Origin of the sequence: Marinobacter confluentis, assembly GCF_004785685.1 — a bacterium.
GTDB classification, from domain to species: domain Bacteria; phylum Pseudomonadota; class Gammaproteobacteria; order Pseudomonadales; family Oleiphilaceae; genus Marinobacter; species Marinobacter confluentis.
In genome coordinates, this window is record NZ_SRPF01000001.1 from 262,393 (window position 1) to 275,906 (window position 13,514).

At 57.7% G+C, this 13,514-nt stretch carries 14 protein-coding genes; 10 read left to right on the forward strand and 4 right to left on the reverse strand.

Going from position 1 to position 13,514, the window contains the following annotated elements; all coding sequences use genetic code 11:
• Positions 1–12: 12 nt before the first annotated feature.
• Both E5Q11_RS01255 and E5Q11_RS01260 read right to left on the reverse strand, forming a co-directional pair.
• Complete coding sequence (locus E5Q11_RS01255) at positions 13–738, reverse strand: gamma-glutamyl-gamma-aminobutyrate hydrolase family protein (RefSeq protein WP_135801594.1); 726 nt, start codon at positions 736–738, stop codon at positions 13–15.
• On the reverse strand, positions 731–1,726 hold the full coding sequence (locus E5Q11_RS01260; RefSeq protein WP_135801595.1) for an amidoligase family protein: 996 nt from the start codon (positions 1,724–1,726) through the stop codon (positions 731–733). The genes E5Q11_RS01255 and E5Q11_RS01260 overlap by 8 nt, the downstream gene beginning before the upstream one ends.
• Positions 1,727–1,900: 174 nt before the next feature.
• Between E5Q11_RS01260 and lexA the strand changes: the two genes are divergently transcribed.
• Both lexA and E5Q11_RS01270 read left to right on the forward strand, forming a co-directional pair.
• On the forward strand, positions 1,901–2,512 hold the full coding sequence (gene lexA / locus E5Q11_RS01265) for a transcriptional repressor LexA (RefSeq protein WP_135801596.1): 612 nt from the start codon (positions 1,901–1,903) through the stop codon (positions 2,510–2,512).
• Positions 2,513–2,567: 55 nt separating this feature from the next.
• A complete protein-coding gene (locus E5Q11_RS01270; protein ID WP_135801597.1) occupies positions 2,568–3,017 on the forward strand; it encodes a cell division inhibitor SulA in 450 nt (149 codons plus the stop codon).
• 2 nt (positions 3,018–3,019) lie between these two features.
• On the opposite strand, the gene E5Q11_RS01275 is transcribed toward E5Q11_RS01270, so the two are convergent.
• Positions 3,020–3,280, reverse strand: coding sequence for a hypothetical protein (locus tag E5Q11_RS01275; RefSeq protein ID WP_135801598.1), 261 nt, complete (start codon positions 3,278–3,280; stop codon positions 3,020–3,022).
• 56 nt (positions 3,281–3,336) lie between these two features.
• On the reverse strand, positions 3,337–3,813 hold the full coding sequence (locus tag E5Q11_RS01280; RefSeq protein WP_135801599.1) for a DUF6586 family protein: 477 nt from the start codon (positions 3,811–3,813) through the stop codon (positions 3,337–3,339).
• 217 nt (positions 3,814–4,030) lie between these two features.
• Between E5Q11_RS01280 and E5Q11_RS01285 the strand changes: the two genes are divergently transcribed.
• The 8 genes from E5Q11_RS01285 to fliG all read left to right on the forward strand — a co-directional run bounded on the left by E5Q11_RS01285 (position 4,031) and on the right by fliG (position 13,507).
• A complete protein-coding gene (locus E5Q11_RS01285) occupies positions 4,031–5,389 on the forward strand; it encodes a DUF1329 domain-containing protein (protein ID WP_135801600.1) in 1,359 nt (452 codons plus the stop codon).
• Between the two features lie 16 nt (positions 5,390–5,405).
• A complete protein-coding gene (locus E5Q11_RS01290) occupies positions 5,406–5,729 on the forward strand; it encodes an SOS cell division inhibitor (RefSeq protein ID WP_135801601.1) in 324 nt (107 codons plus the stop codon).
• Between the two features lie 73 nt (positions 5,730–5,802).
• A complete protein-coding gene (locus tag E5Q11_RS01295) occupies positions 5,803–7,248 on the forward strand; it encodes a sigma-54 dependent transcriptional regulator (protein WP_135801602.1) in 1,446 nt (481 codons plus the stop codon).
• A 217-nt stretch (positions 7,249–7,465) separates the two neighbouring features.
• Positions 7,466–8,707, forward strand: coding sequence for a sensor histidine kinase (locus E5Q11_RS01300; protein WP_135801603.1), 1,242 nt, complete (start codon positions 7,466–7,468; stop codon positions 8,705–8,707).
• A gap of 12 nt (positions 8,708–8,719) precedes the next feature.
• Positions 8,720–10,159: a sigma-54-dependent transcriptional regulator gene (locus tag E5Q11_RS01305; protein WP_135801604.1), complete on the forward strand. Its 1,440-nt coding sequence runs from the start codon at positions 8,720–8,722 to the stop codon at positions 10,157–10,159.
• A 212-nt stretch (positions 10,160–10,371) separates the two neighbouring features.
• Positions 10,372–10,740 (forward strand): flagellar hook-basal body complex protein FliE, encoded by a 369-nt coding sequence (gene fliE, locus E5Q11_RS01310; protein ID WP_135801605.1) that lies wholly within the window; start codon positions 10,372–10,374, stop codon positions 10,738–10,740.
• A gap of 15 nt (positions 10,741–10,755) precedes the next feature.
• Positions 10,756–12,474 carry a flagellar basal-body MS-ring/collar protein FliF gene (gene fliF, locus E5Q11_RS01315; RefSeq protein WP_135801606.1) on the forward strand — a complete coding sequence of 573 codons (1,719 nt, stop codon included), beginning with the start codon at positions 10,756–10,758 and terminating at the stop codon, positions 12,472–12,474.
• On the forward strand, positions 12,467–13,507 hold the full coding sequence (gene fliG, locus E5Q11_RS01320; protein ID WP_135801607.1) for a flagellar motor switch protein FliG: 1,041 nt from the start codon (positions 12,467–12,469) through the stop codon (positions 13,505–13,507). Before fliF ends, fliG begins: the two co-directional genes overlap by 8 nt.
• Positions 13,508–13,514: the final 7 nt, after the last annotated feature.

Consider the following 13,514-nt stretch of genomic DNA (forward strand, 5'->3'; position numbering starts at 1 on the left):
GCCGCCGTCGGTTCAGGGCGACGGTTTTTCCAGCCGGGCCAGCTTGCGTTCTTCTGCGGCCTGAATGAAATGGCGGAAGATACGGCGGTGGCCACCGTGATAAAGCAGATATTCAGGGTGCCACTGGATGCCCATCAGCCACTGGCCGGTGGTGTTTTCAATGGCCTGTACGAAGCGGTCCTTGTCTACCGCAACCACTCGCAAATGTCGTCCCAACCGTTTGATGCTCTGGCTGTGAATGCGATTCGCCCCGATCACAGGTTCCTTCATGACCTCGATCAGACGGCTGCCCTGAACCAGGCGAACGGTCTGCAACGGCAGTAATAGCGGCCGGTGCCGGGTCTGTTTGCGTAACGGCGTGACGTTCTGACACAGGGAGCCACCCCGGAAAATATTGATCAGCTGGGCTCCGCGGCAGACACCCAGTACCGGGATGCCCAGATTTTCAGCCTGGGACAGCAGGTGAAAGTCGGTTTCATCCCGCCTTGGGTCATAGTTGGCGGTGACCGCCGGTTGCTGGCCGTACCGGGAGGGGTGAACGTGGGTGCCGCCAGACAGCACCAGGCCGTCCAGCAGGGTCACATCGACTTTCGAGCCGGGCCGGATGGTATGGGTGCGGGCACCCTGTAGCCGCAGTGCGAAACTGAGCAGCCGGTGTGCCAGGGTGCGTCTTGCCGGGCCGCTGATGCCGATAGTCAGGCCCGGATGTTCCGGTTGTTCCTCTGCAATGTCAGACATAATTCCGGTCGCTGAGCCATTGATGGGTGGTGTCTATCCAGCTGTGAGTCAGGTTGCGCAGGCTCAGTTTCCGGCTGTTACGGAAGGCTTCGGTCAGCTCGGCCAGGTCCGGTGCATTCGCCACAATCTGCTCCAGCATGACCCAGTCATTCCATACCGTTGAAAAATGCCAGCGCGGGTTATCAACATCGCAATCTGGCAGGCGGTAATGAAGGGTTGGCCGGCTTTTGATCCGGCTGTCCTCAACGTATTGCCCCAGCAGGTCGCTGTCGATATGGGCAAACAGCGGCAGCAGGTCCAGTGCCTTGTTGCGCGTGGGGTTGTAGTGCAGGTAATCCTTCATCAGCTGGGGCATGTCCGGTGCGTAATCCTCGGCGATCAGCAGATCAATGTAGGCACTGCTCCAGGGCTCAATGTAGGTGGTGAGCTTGCGACTGATGTCCAGCTGATGACGGCTTTTCAGCCATTCGTAAAGAGCAGCGAAACATCTCAGGTATCGCAGCAGGGTTGCTGGCTCAAGATCCGGCAGTTCCGGGTTCAGTTGCAGACCGAAGGCGTAGTAAATGGCCTCCCGGCTTCCCAGCGCGCCCTCATTGTGCAGCTCATCGCACAGCGTCTCGATACGTTCCAGGGCGCTGAACGGCAGCGGTGGTGTGATGATCTCAAGCGGGACGATTTTTTCCGCAGCAGCGTCAATCACGCTCATGGCGTGGCCGCCCAGTTCTCGAACGGATTCGGGAAGCCGCGAATCCTGCAGGTCCAGATCCTTGATGGGGTCTGAGTCGAGTTCTATGGTGAACGCGCCCAGATCTGTTTCCACCTCCGAGACATAGCGCGCAACCTGGGAGCTTTTGCCGCCCAGTAACCGGCTGCAGAGACTGACCAGCTGTTCATAGCCAAGCCCCGAAAGTTCAATTTCAACACCGACCTTCCTTTCGGAGCCTTCTCTGGTGTTCAGGATGTCGGGCATTCTGCATCTGTCGCTCATGACTCTGCCTTTTTGGAAACCTGCAAGGACCTTAACACACCCATGGTTACAGGAGTTGGAACACCCCTGGACCCTTGCCGATAAAAAATTCCAGACCCTGGCTTTACACTGGATGAAACACTGTATATAGTCAATTTACTGTATATAAAAACAGGCACGTTTTGGGGCTTACCAATGAAACTGACAGCAAGGCAACAACAGGTACTGGACATCATCCGCCGTTCCGTGGATGAGACCGGCTATCCGCCTACCCGCGCTGAAATCGCGACAGAGCTGGGCTTCCGTTCTGCAAACGCGGCGGAAGAGCATCTGCGGGCTCTGGCGCGTAAAGGCGCGATTGAGATGGTGCCTGGCGCCAGCCGCGGGATACGGCTGCCAGAAGCGGAAGAAGACCTTGGCCTGCCGGTGATTGGCCAGGTGGCCGCCGGTAGCCCGATACTTGCCCAGGAGCATATAGAGGACCATTGCACCGTGCGGCCGGAATTTTTCTCGCCTTCGGCAGATTACCTGCTGCGGGTAAGAGGCATGAGCATGAAAGACATCGGCATTCTGGATGGTGATCTGCTGGCGGTTCACCGCACCCAGGACGTCCAGAATGGTCAGGTCGTGGTTGCCCGCGTGGGTGAAGACGAGGTTACGGTCAAACGCTTTCGTAAGCAGGGTAACAAGGTGCTGCTGATTGCAGAAAACGAAGAATTTGACCCCATCGAAGTGGATCTGACTGAACAGGAACTGTTCATTGAAGGTCTGGGTGTGGGCGTGATCCGGCGTTCGGATTTCCATTGACCCGGCAATAACACTTCAGTTTCCGGTTTCGGTTGAAAGGCAGGTGAGGCATATCATGGAACAACTCAGTTTTAATCAGAATCTGGCGTATGCAAACAGGGTAGGGCTTTCACTGAGCGCGGCCAGCGCCCGGCCGGAGCCTGAGCCGGCAACCGGAAACGTCACGGAAATCATCATGCCCCAGGGGCAGGTGGAAAATTTCCAGTTGCTGCTGCCAATGCTGACCCAGCTGAATCAGGAAAAGCGCTGGTTGGCATGGATCGATCCGCCCCAGAGTCTGGTGAGCAAGTGGCAGAAAATGCGGGGTATCGTGGCGGGAGAACTGCTGGTGTTGCGGTCGACGCCTGAGCATCCGGCACGTGACCTTGCGGAGCGCGCCCTGAGTGCAGGCACCTGCCATGCCGTTGTAATGTGGACCCAGAAGCTGGGCAGGCAATCATTGGCGGCACTGGAACAGGCGTCCGCGAAAGGCAACAGCCACGGCGTGGTGTTGCGTCAGCGCTAAGCTCAGTGAAGCGTGTAGGAGGGCCGGGCGGCTGTGTTGTCCAGCTCTTCCTCTTCAAATTCCATATCGTGGCTGATATCACCAGCCGCCTCGATACCCGCAGCGATCATGGCTTTGGCCACTGCCATATCACGGTCTTCCATCATTTCTCTGGCTTCAGAGGAAAATGAAATCTTTACCAGTGGTGCGCTGTCGTCGTCTACCCGGCGCAGAGCGTAATCGCCGTTACTCAGTTGCACAATTTCATAGAAGGATGGTGACATTTCAAAAGCCTTTCAGTTCATTGCCCTTCAAGCGTGGAGGCACACAAGCGAAGAATTCACCATTCGCTGTGGCGTTCCTCAAGGGCGTCGATAAAGTGTTTGAGGTCTGCAAGCGCCTGCTCGAGGGCTTTCGATGACCGGTCAGGCCCGGTATCTGCAGCAACCGCAATGATGTTTTCGTCGCTGACGGTTTTTTTGGCCGCCGGTGGACGAGTCTGGTAATGCTCAAGCTGGTTCAGGTAAACCCACCAGTTCGAGGCGCCTGCATCGAGCGCTTCGAGCTCCGTAATTTCCGGAATATTCTCCCCAAGTAATGCCCTCAAGGCATCAAGGCTGCCAGGTTCCGCGCGTTTTTCCTGGTAGAGCCGCGCGACCATGACCATAAGCAGTTGGCGCGACCGTAAGGCAAGCTCTACCGCGCCTTGCCACATGGCTTCCTGGCCATGCACCGAATCCACTCTGTCACGCTGCGACAGCAGGGTTCTGGCAAGAAAGACTTTCTGCGATACCAGCGAATGCCACTGCGATGCCATCAGATACCTGCCGGGAACGGTAAGGGGAATAGTCAGGAATTACAGATATAGCGCACATCCTACCATTTCCTGAACAAAAATTCTTCTATCCGGTTGCTTGCGTTCTTTTGACAATAAAAAACAAACGACCACTTGAAACGGGCGTTTGAATTTGGCAAAAAGGCCGCTGTAATTTGAGCATTTGCGACCAGTAGCCTTCCACAAAAGGAGATAAGTGATGCGGAACCAGCTGTTAACAGGGTTCATGGCGGTGTTAATGGGGCTTTCAGGTGCTGCACAGGCAAAGGTGTCTGCAGAGGAAGCGGAGCGACTGGGCAATGAATTGACGCCGGTCGGGGCGGTAAAAAGTGGTAACGCCTCGGGTGTTATTCCGGCCTGGAGTGGCGGTCTCTCAGAGCCACCCGCGAATTGGCGACCTGGCGAAATTGAGGTGGATCCCTACCCGCAGGATGAGCCGCTGTTCGTGATTTCGAAGGCTAACCTGCATCTGTACCGGGACAGACTGACCGACGGTCATATCCGGATGCTCGAACAGTACTCGCCAGAGTTTGTGATGCCGGTCTATCAGACCCGTCGTTCAGCGGCGTTTCCAGATCATGTCTATGACAAGTACAAGGAAAACGCGGTGAGTGCTGAGCTGCTTTCCAACGGTAACGGCGTGCGTGACACCATCATGACGAGCCCGTTTCCAATTCCGCGGACTGGCCTGGAGGTCATCTGGAACCATATCCTGCGTTATCGGGGAGAGGAGATCGCGTTTCGAAGTGCTTCAGCGACACCCCAGACCAACGGCGCGTACAACGAAGTGGTGAACAACTATGACTATTTCATTGCGTACAGCCGCCAGGGTGCGAATCTCGCTGAAATAGATAACAAGATCTTCTACCTCAAGACGGATACCGTTGCCCCATCCAGTCTTGCGGGTACGATTACGCTGGTCCATGAGACCCTTGATCAGGTCCGTTCTCCCAGGCTTGCCTGGCGGTACGATGCTGGTTCCCGGCGCCTGCGCCGGTCGCCGAACCTGGCCTACGAAACTGATCTACCGAACTCCTCGTCACTGCGTGCGGTGGACCAGAAAGATATGTACAACGGTGCACCGAACCAGTACGAATGGGAATTGAAAGGCCGCCGCGAAATTTACGTGCCTTACAATGCCTATCAGCTGCATGACGGCGACGTTCGCCCGGATGATATTATCCGCCCGCAGCACATCAATCAGGAGCTTGCCCGTTACGAGCTGCACCGGGTCTGGGTGGTTGAAGCCACGCGCCGGGTGGGAATCAGCCATATCTATGACCGCCGGGTTTTCTATGTAGATGAAGATAGCTGGCAGGTACTGGCCACCGAGGAGTACGATGAGAACGGCGAATTGTGGCGCGTGTCTGAAGCCCACAATATAAATTTCTACAGTGAGCCGGTTTTCTGGACCACCATGGAAATGACTTACGACCTGAAGGCCGAGCGGTATTACATCGACGGCCTGGACAATGGCTACCCGGCCTACGATTTCAACCCGGGCTTCCGCGGCGATCAGTTTTCGGCTTCCGCTGCGCGAAGGGACGCCCGCCGCTAAATCTGGAGAAGCTGCAATGACTGATGACCGGTTCGATGCAATTGATACGTTGATAGATCATCTTGAAACGGCCCTGTCCGAAAAAGACTGGGATGAGCTATCGCGGCTGAACCAGCTTGTTCGGCCCACGATCGAGCCGGTGATGGCTGCCCTGGAGGCGGGTGAGCTGGATGCCGAACCGGTTCGCGAGCGCCTCGCCGGCCTTCAGACCTTCTGTGACCGTGCCAATAATTCGGCGATGGATGCCAAGGCCGAGGCGCGCAAGGCGCTGGAGGGTATCAACCAGAATCGAAGTGCCGCCAGGGCTTATCAGAATGTCTCAGGAAGCCCGCAAAAATAGCGTCATAAAATTGACTCCTGCAGAGGTTCAGTCTTAAATACGGCACAAATATGCCCGCAAGAGATTCGTTTTAATGTCCAAGAATAATAAAGTGCTGGTTCTCAGCGAAGACGATGCCAGAAGACGTGACATTTTTACTATCCTCGAATTCATCGGTGAAGAAGAAATAGCCGCCGGCTCGGAGGCTCTGGCACTTCTGGCAGAGCCAGCCGCTCTTGAGGAGGCATCCGTAGTTATCCTGGATGGCAGCGATCCCTCAGCCGAACAGACCGTGGCTACCATCAGCCAGTCTACCCGTGGCGTCCCCATCCTGATGGTGGGCGACCCCGACCTGAACCGGTTATCCGATGACGAAACCGGTCGAATCATTGCCCGCATGGAATGGCCCCTTAATTACACCAAGTTTGTGGATTCTCTCTATCGCGCCCAGATTTTCAGGGACCAGTTTGCCCGTCATCAGGAGCGTGGCCAGCAACGGGGCCTTCAGCTGTTCCGTAGCCTTGTTGGCACCAGTCGCCGGGTTCAGTCGGTGCGCCAGTTGATGGAGCAGGTGGCGGATAAAGACGTCAGCGTGCTGATCACCGGCGAGTCCGGCACCGGTAAGGAAGTGGTCGCCCGTAACCTGCATTACCATTCCAGTCGCCGTGACCGGCCTTTTGTGCCGGTCAATTGTGGCGCCATTCCTGCTGAATTGCTGGAAAGCGAACTGTTTGGCCACGAGAAAGGCGCTTTTACCGGCGCGATTACCGCCCGGGTAGGGCGTTTTGAACTGGCTGAAGGCGGCACCCTGTTTCTCGATGAAATTGGTGACATGCCCCTGAACATGCAGGTGAAAATTCTGCGGGTTCTGCAGGAACGGACGTTTGAAAAGGTGGGCAGTAACCGCACCCAGACCGCCGATGTGCGGATTATTGCCGCGACTCACAAGCATCTTGAAGACATGATTGAAAGTGGCAACTTCCGCGAGGACCTGTATTACCGATTGAACGTGTTTCCCATCGAGATGCCGGCCCTGAGGGAGCGGGTTGAAGATATACCGCTGCTGATCAATGAGCTGATCTCCCGCATGGAGAAGGAAAAGCGTGGTTCCCTGCGGATGAACTCGGCAGCGATAATGAGCCTGTGCCGGCACGAATGGCCCGGTAACGTGCGTGAGCTCGCGAACCTGGTTGAGCGGCTTGCCATCATGCATCCCTACGGGGTGATCGGGGTGCAGGAACTGCCGAAGAAGTTCCGGTACGTGGACGACTTCGATGAAAACCGGCCGGTTGAAGATTCCGGTATGCCCTCCGGTATTCCGGGACTGGTGGGGCTGGATGCCCCCGCCTTGTTGCCGGTCAACGGCATTGATCTGAAAGAATATCTGTCCAACCTGGAAAAACAGCTGATCCAGCAGGCGCTGGATGAGTCCAGCGGTGTGGTTGCTCGGGCTGCAGAGAAGCTGCGTATCCGGCGGACGACACTGGTTGAAAAAGTCCGCAAGTATGGCCTGCGGGATGAAGAATCCGAGGAAACCTGAGCCTTTCAGGTAACTTCTGGCGGCGTCAAAGGTTTGTAACCTTCGGCGCCGTTCTGCATTAAGGGTGACAGAAAACCGTCATTTTACCCGTTTCTGATATTCCTACCCTCTGAAAAATAAAGAAAAAGTAATCCTGGCACAGTCCTCGCTTTGAATCCTCAAACGATCCATCCGATTGTTGCCGGCCCGCTTTCAGGCCTGGTCAGAGGACGAGTTTATGAGCCAGCTACAATACAACGCCGCGGCTGACGTTAACGACAAAGTGACCGCATTGTTCCCGGAACAGGACGATGAGGCCGTGGGCACGGCGCTGGAACTGTTCAACCAGATGTCCCGGCAGATCACCGATTCCTATCGCACCCTTGAATCCCGGGTCAATCAGCTTTCCGGTGAGCTGACGGCAGAATCGCGCCAGCGCCAGGCTGAGCTGGAACAGAAGGAAGAGCTGGCAGACCGTCTTTCTACCCTCCTTCAGGCCCTGCCGGCCGGTGTGGTGGTGCTCGACAGCCAGGGTGTGATTACCCAGACCAACCCGGCGGCCATTACCCTGCTGGGTGAGCCTTTGGACGGTGCCCGCTGGGTTGATGTTATTCGCCGTTGCTTTGCCCCCCGCCGGGACGACGGCCACGAAGTGTCGCTGAAAGACGGCCGTCGGGTGAGCATTGAAATCCGTACTATGGAAAACCAGCCCGGCCAGCTGATTCTGCTGACTGACCTGACCGAAACCCGGCAGCTTCAGGGCCAGCTTGCCCATGCCCAGCGGTTGTCCGCCATGGGCAAGATGGTGGCATCCCTGGCTCACCAGATTCGCACACCGCTGTCTGCCGCCATTCTCTACGGTGGCCATTTGGGCCAGCCCGACCTTGATGAAGAACTGCGGCAGCGCTGCGCATCCCGGCTGATGTCTCGGCTGACCCATCTGGAACAGCAGGTGCGGGACATGCTGATTTTCGCCCGTGGGGAAACCCGCCTGGCGGAAGAATTATCCACTGAAAGCCTGGCTCAGGCGCTGAAAGCAGCGATTGAAGGCTTGCGGCATCCAGCAGATGCACAGATAGAGATGCACAGCGAGGTGGCCGATCAGCCCATGCTCTGCAACCGGGATGCCCTGGTGGGTGCCTGTACCAATCTTGTGAACAACAGTATCGAGGCGGGGGCGAAGCGCATCAGCGTTACGCTTAAGCAGCAGCAGAACGAACTGACGATCCGGGTAACAGACGACGGCCCCGGATTCTCCGCCGACCAGACACAGCAGATGCTTGAAGCCTTCTACACCACCAAGTCCCACGGCACCGGGTTGGGACTGGCCGTGGTTCAGGCAGTGGTGAAAGCACATCAGGGTCACTTTGCCATTGAATCGCCTGCCAGCGGCGGCGCCACAGCGACTCTTTCCCTGCCGTTACTGCGCGCCGCATCCGGCGAGCGGCAGCCGAATAACAAGCAGAATACCAGTAAGTAATCGGAGACCATTATGGCCAAGGCGCACATTCTGATTGTTGAAGACGACCACGACCTGCGCGAAGCGCTGGTCACGACGCTGGAACTGGCAAAGTTCCGGGTACGGGAGGCTGAAAATGCCGAACAGGCCCTGAAGTGTCTGGCGGAAGGCTCAGTGGATATGGTGGTCAGCGACGTCAATATGCCGGGGATGTCAGGCCACGAGTTACTGTTTGAGGTGCAGCGACTGCACCCGGGCCTGCCGATGATGCTGATTACCGCCTACGGCCAGATTAGCCACGCGGTATCGGCGATGCAGGCGGGCGCAATCGATTATCTGGTTAAACCTTTCGAGCCTTCGGTGCTGGTGGAAGCGGTCAGCCGCATTGTCGGAGGCAGCCGCCAGAAGGGCAGCGATGCGCCGGTGGCCGAGGACCCGATCAGCAAACGGATGTTCCAGTTGGCTGCCAAGGTAGCCGCCAGTGATTCAACGGTGATGATCTCGGGCGAAAGCGGCACCGGCAAGGAAGTGCTGGCCCGTTATATTCACAATCAGTCGCCCCGTTCAGAACAGCCGTTTATTGCCATCAACTGTGCCGCCATCCCCGAAAATATGCTGGAAGCCATTCTGTTCGGCCACGAGAAAGGCGCCTTTACCGGAGCCGTCGCGTCATCGCCCGGCAAGTTTGAGCAGGCCAATGGTGGCACCATTCTGTTGGACGAAATCTCAGAAATGGATCTGGGCCTGCAGTCCAAACTGTTGCGGGTGCTTCAGGAGCGGGAGGTTGAACGCGTGGGCGGTCGCAAGACCATCCATCTGGATGTCCGGGTGATTGCGACCACCAACCGCGATCTGGGGCATTACGTCCGCGAGGGCCAGTTCCGTGAAGATCTGTATTACCGCCTGACGGTTTTCCCCATGCACTGGCAACCACTGCGCGAGCGGCCCATGGACATCATGCCGCTGGCCGTCTCATTGCTGAAGGCCCACTGCCGTAAAATGAAGCTGACCGGCATCACCTTTGCCCCGGATGCCAAGCAGGCGTTAACCGCCCACCGCTGGCCCGGCAACGTGCGCGAGCTGGACAACGCCCTGCAGCGAGCCCTGGTGCTGCACCAGGGCAATGTGATTCACGCCGACGATCTTTGCCTGGAACTGGGAATCAGCGGGCGCATGGAGGCGGAAGCGCCTTCTGCAATCCGCCCGGATCTGACGCCTGATGTCGCTTTTCAGGCCAGTGGACAGACCGACCAGATGACCATCGCGGAGATCAGCGGCGAACAAACAGGCTCGCTGGGCGACGAAGTTCGCCAGCGGGAGTTCAGAATCATTATTGAGACGCTGCGCAGAGAGCGTGGCCGCCGTAACCGCGCAGCCGAGCAACTGGGCATCAGCCCACGGACCCTGAGGTATAAACTGGCACAGATGCGGGATGCCGGTATTGACCTGGATTCGGAGCTCGCAGCCGTTTGATGCATTGAACCGTCTCCTTCGATTGGCACCCTCGGGTGCCTTTTTTATTTGTCAAAAGATTGTCACGGCTCAGGAGTGGATTTCAGGATTAATTGCCAAAATACTGAAATGTATAGTTTTAATGCGGTTGGCCTGCTATTTGCTGAACAAAAAGTAATTCGTGAACAGCGGTAAGAGCAGGCCCGATGCAGGGCTGCCCGGGAGAGAGAATCATGGTTCAGCGTGCCGACATCAACAGTGTCCTTTCTGAAATCCGCAACATGCGCGCCCAGATGATGGACAACCAGCGTGTTCAGCAGGACAACGCCATTCGTGGCCAGGTCGACCGGCCGTCCGGCGTTCAGGAAACCCAGCAGACGCCAAAATTCAGCGACATGCTGAGCCAGGCCGTGGGATCGGTGAACGAACTGCAGCAGACCTCCAACAGTATGAAAACCGCCTACGAAATGGGCGACCCCAACGTTGATATTACACGGGTGATGATCGCTTCTGAAAAAGCTTCCATCTCGTTCGAGGCGCTGACCCAGGTGAGAAACCGCGTGGTGCAGTCCTACGAAGACATCATGAACATGCCGATCTGATAGCGGAGCACACCCATGGCCAGCGTACCTGCCCAGACTTCCAGCGCCAATATGCCCGCCGCCCGGGGCGCCGGGGCTTCTGACGGATCGGATGGCATCGACAGCCGAAGCGATCTGATGTTCGGATTCAACCGGTTGAACCTGCTGCGCCAGATTGGCCTGATGGTGGGGCTGGCTGCCAGTGTCGCCCTGGGCGTGTCCGTGGTGCTCTGGGCCCAGGAACCCAACTACCAGCCAGTCGTGGGCGATATGTCCGGCTACAACCCCCAGGACGTCACCGGCATCCTCAGCAGCAACAATATTGAATACCGCATGGACCCGCGCACGGGCGCGCTTCTGGTGCCCGCAGACCAGGTTTACGATGCCCGGCTCAAGCTGGCCGCCGAGGGCGTCACCGACGAGCAGACCATTGGCTATGAGCTGCTGGATCAGGACCGTGGCCTTGGCACTTCCCAGTTCATGGAAACCATCAGCTATCGCCGCGGCCTTGAGGGCGAACTGGCGCGCACCATCAGCAGTATGCGTACCGTTCGCTCTGCCCGGGTACACCTGGCGATGCCCGAGCGTTCAGTGTTTATTCGCGATGCCCGCGAGCCCACGGCTTCGGTGTTCCTCGAAGTGTTTGCTGGCCGCAAGCTTGATCAGGAGCAGATTGCTTCAATTACCAATCTTGTGGCGGGCAGCGTTCCGCAAATGAGCAAAGCCAACGTGACGGTGGTTGATCAGAGCGGCAACCTGCTGACCGGCCAGGACGAGGGCGGCGACACACAGCAGATGGAAGACCAGTACGATTACACAAGTCGGGTTGAGCAAAGGCTGGCCAACCGGGTGGCTTCGCTGGTTCGACCTGTTGTCGGTGATGGGCGCTTCCGTGCAGAAGTGACCGCCGATCTTGATTTCTCATCGGTAGAGCAGGCGGAAGAACTGTTCAATCCGCAACAACAGGCGGTCCGCAGTGAACGCTCGATGACCGAGCAGCGTTCCTCGGCCGGAGCCCGGGGCATTCCGGGCGCGCTGTCCAACCAGCCTCCGGCGGATGCTACCGTGCCGGAGCAGGCAAACGCCGGTAACGATGAGGAAGGCGCGCCACCTGCGCCGGTGAACATTCGCGAGGAATCCACTCGCAATTACGAGATGGACCGCACCGTTAGCTACATCCGCCAGGAATACGGCCGTATCAACCGCCTGAACGTCGCCCTGGCGGTAGATGATATGCGGGTGGTTAACCCGGAAACCGGCGAAGTCACCTTCGAGCCCTGGCCCGAGGCCGAGTTGCAGCGCCTGACCATGCTGGTTCGTGATGCGGTTGGCTACTCCGCAGCGCGGGGCGACAGCGTGACGGTCATGAATACCGCCTTCGCCTCGGAGGAAGAAATTGAATTTACGCCGCCGAGCTTCTGGGAGCAGCCCTGGTTCTGGGACCTGATGAAGCAGGTGCTTGCCGGGTTGGTGATTCTGGTGCTGGTGCTGGGGCTGTTGCGCCCGACTCTGAAATCGCTGTCCGGCGGCGGCAGGTCACAGCGTGGCGAAGGCCGCGGGGATGACTACGACGGACTGGACGGCATTGAAGGCAGCGACGAGCTTCGCGAAGCCATGAAGAGCCAGGACGATCTGCTTTTGCCCGGTGCGACAGACAGCTATGATAGGCAATTGAACGCCCTGAAAGGCCTGGTTGCTGAAGACCCGGCCCGGGTGTCCCAGGTGATGCGCCAGTGGGTGAATGTCGATGACTGAAGAAAATACTCGCGAAGGCAACGCGCCGCAAAAATCACAGCGGAAAATTCCGCGGGTAGAGCAGGCCGCGATTCTGCTGATGTCTCTGGGTGAAAGTGATGCCGCGCAGATACTCAAGCACATGGGCCCGAAAGAGGTTCAGCGGGTGGGCGTGGCCATGGCACAGATGAAGGAGGTCAGCAAGGACGACGTCACTTTTGTGCTGAACAATTTTGTTGAGGCCGTTGGCGGCCAGACCGGTCTTGGCGTTGGCAACGATGACTATATCCGTACCATGCTCACCCAGGCCCTGGGCGACGACAAGGCGTCCAGCCTGATCGACCGCATTCTGATCGGCGGCAACACCACCGGCCTGGACACTCTGAAATGGATGGAGCCCCGCGCCGTGGGCGACATCATCCGCTATGAGCACCCGCAGATTCAGGCCATTGTCATCTCTTACCTGGACCCGGACCAGGCCGCTGAAATTCTTGGCACGCTGGACGACAAGGTGCGCCTGGATGTGATGATGCGGGTTGCCTCGCTGGAAAGTATCCAGCCCCAGGCCCTGCAGGAACTGAACGATATTCTCGAGAAGCAGTTCTCCGGCGGATCCGCCGCCCAGACCAGTCGCATTGGCGGTGTGAAACGGGCGGCGGACATCATGAACTTCATGGAGCGCAGTGCCGAGGGCACCCTGATGGACTCCATCAAGGATATGGACCCGGACCTGGCATCCACCATCGAAGACCTGATGTTTGTGTTCGACAATCTTGCGGAAATCGATGATCGCGGCATCCAGGCGTTGCTGCGTGAGGTGTCCTCTGAAGTTCTGGTTGTTGCCCTGAAGGGCGCCGACGATGCCGTTCAGGAGAAGATCTTCAAGAACATGTCCAAGCGGGCTTCCGAGCTTCTGCAGGATGACCTTGAGGCCAAGGGGCCGGTCAAGGTCAGCGAAGTGGAATCTGCCCAGAAAGACATTATCACCATCGCACGCCGTATGGCCGAGGCCGGTGAAATCACCCTCGGTGGTGCTGGCGAAGAAATGATGTGATGCTGAC

Bases quoted from the DNA above. Each gene is read 5' to 3' on its own strand.
- E5Q11_RS01285 (WP_135801600.1), top strand. From the start codon at position 4,031: ATGCGGAACCAGCTGTTAACAGGGTTCATGGCGGTGTTAATGGGGCTT.
- E5Q11_RS01280 (WP_135801599.1), bottom strand. From the start codon at position 3,813: ATGGCATCGCAGTGGCATTCGCTGGTATCGCAGAAAGTCTTTCTTGCC.
- E5Q11_RS01295 (WP_135801602.1), top strand. From the start codon at position 5,803: ATGTCCAAGAATAATAAAGTGCTGGTTCTCAGCGAAGACGATGCCAGA.
- E5Q11_RS01305 (WP_135801604.1), top strand. From the start codon at position 8,720: ATGGCCAAGGCGCACATTCTGATTGTTGAAGACGACCACGACCTGCGC.
- E5Q11_RS01290 (WP_135801601.1), top strand. From the start codon at position 5,406: ATGACTGATGACCGGTTCGATGCAATTGATACGTTGATAGATCATCTT.
- fliG (WP_135801607.1), top strand. From the start codon at position 12,467: ATGACTGAAGAAAATACTCGCGAAGGCAACGCGCCGCAAAAATCACAG.
- E5Q11_RS01300 (WP_135801603.1), top strand. From the start codon at position 7,466: ATGAGCCAGCTACAATACAACGCCGCGGCTGACGTTAACGACAAAGTG.
- E5Q11_RS01270 (WP_135801597.1), top strand. From the start codon at position 2,568: ATGGAACAACTCAGTTTTAATCAGAATCTGGCGTATGCAAACAGGGTA.
- E5Q11_RS01260 (WP_135801595.1), bottom strand. From the start codon at position 1,726: ATGAGCGACAGATGCAGAATGCCCGACATCCTGAACACCAGAGAAGGC.
- E5Q11_RS01275 (WP_135801598.1), bottom strand. From the start codon at position 3,280: ATGTCACCATCCTTCTATGAAATTGTGCAACTGAGTAACGGCGATTAC.
- fliF (WP_135801606.1), top strand. From the start codon at position 10,756: ATGGCCAGCGTACCTGCCCAGACTTCCAGCGCCAATATGCCCGCCGCC.
- fliE (WP_135801605.1), top strand. From the start codon at position 10,372: ATGGTTCAGCGTGCCGACATCAACAGTGTCCTTTCTGAAATCCGCAAC.
- E5Q11_RS01255 (WP_135801594.1), bottom strand. From the start codon at position 738: ATGTCTGACATTGCAGAGGAACAACCGGAACATCCGGGCCTGACTATC.
- lexA (WP_135801596.1), top strand. From the start codon at position 1,901: ATGAAACTGACAGCAAGGCAACAACAGGTACTGGACATCATCCGCCGT.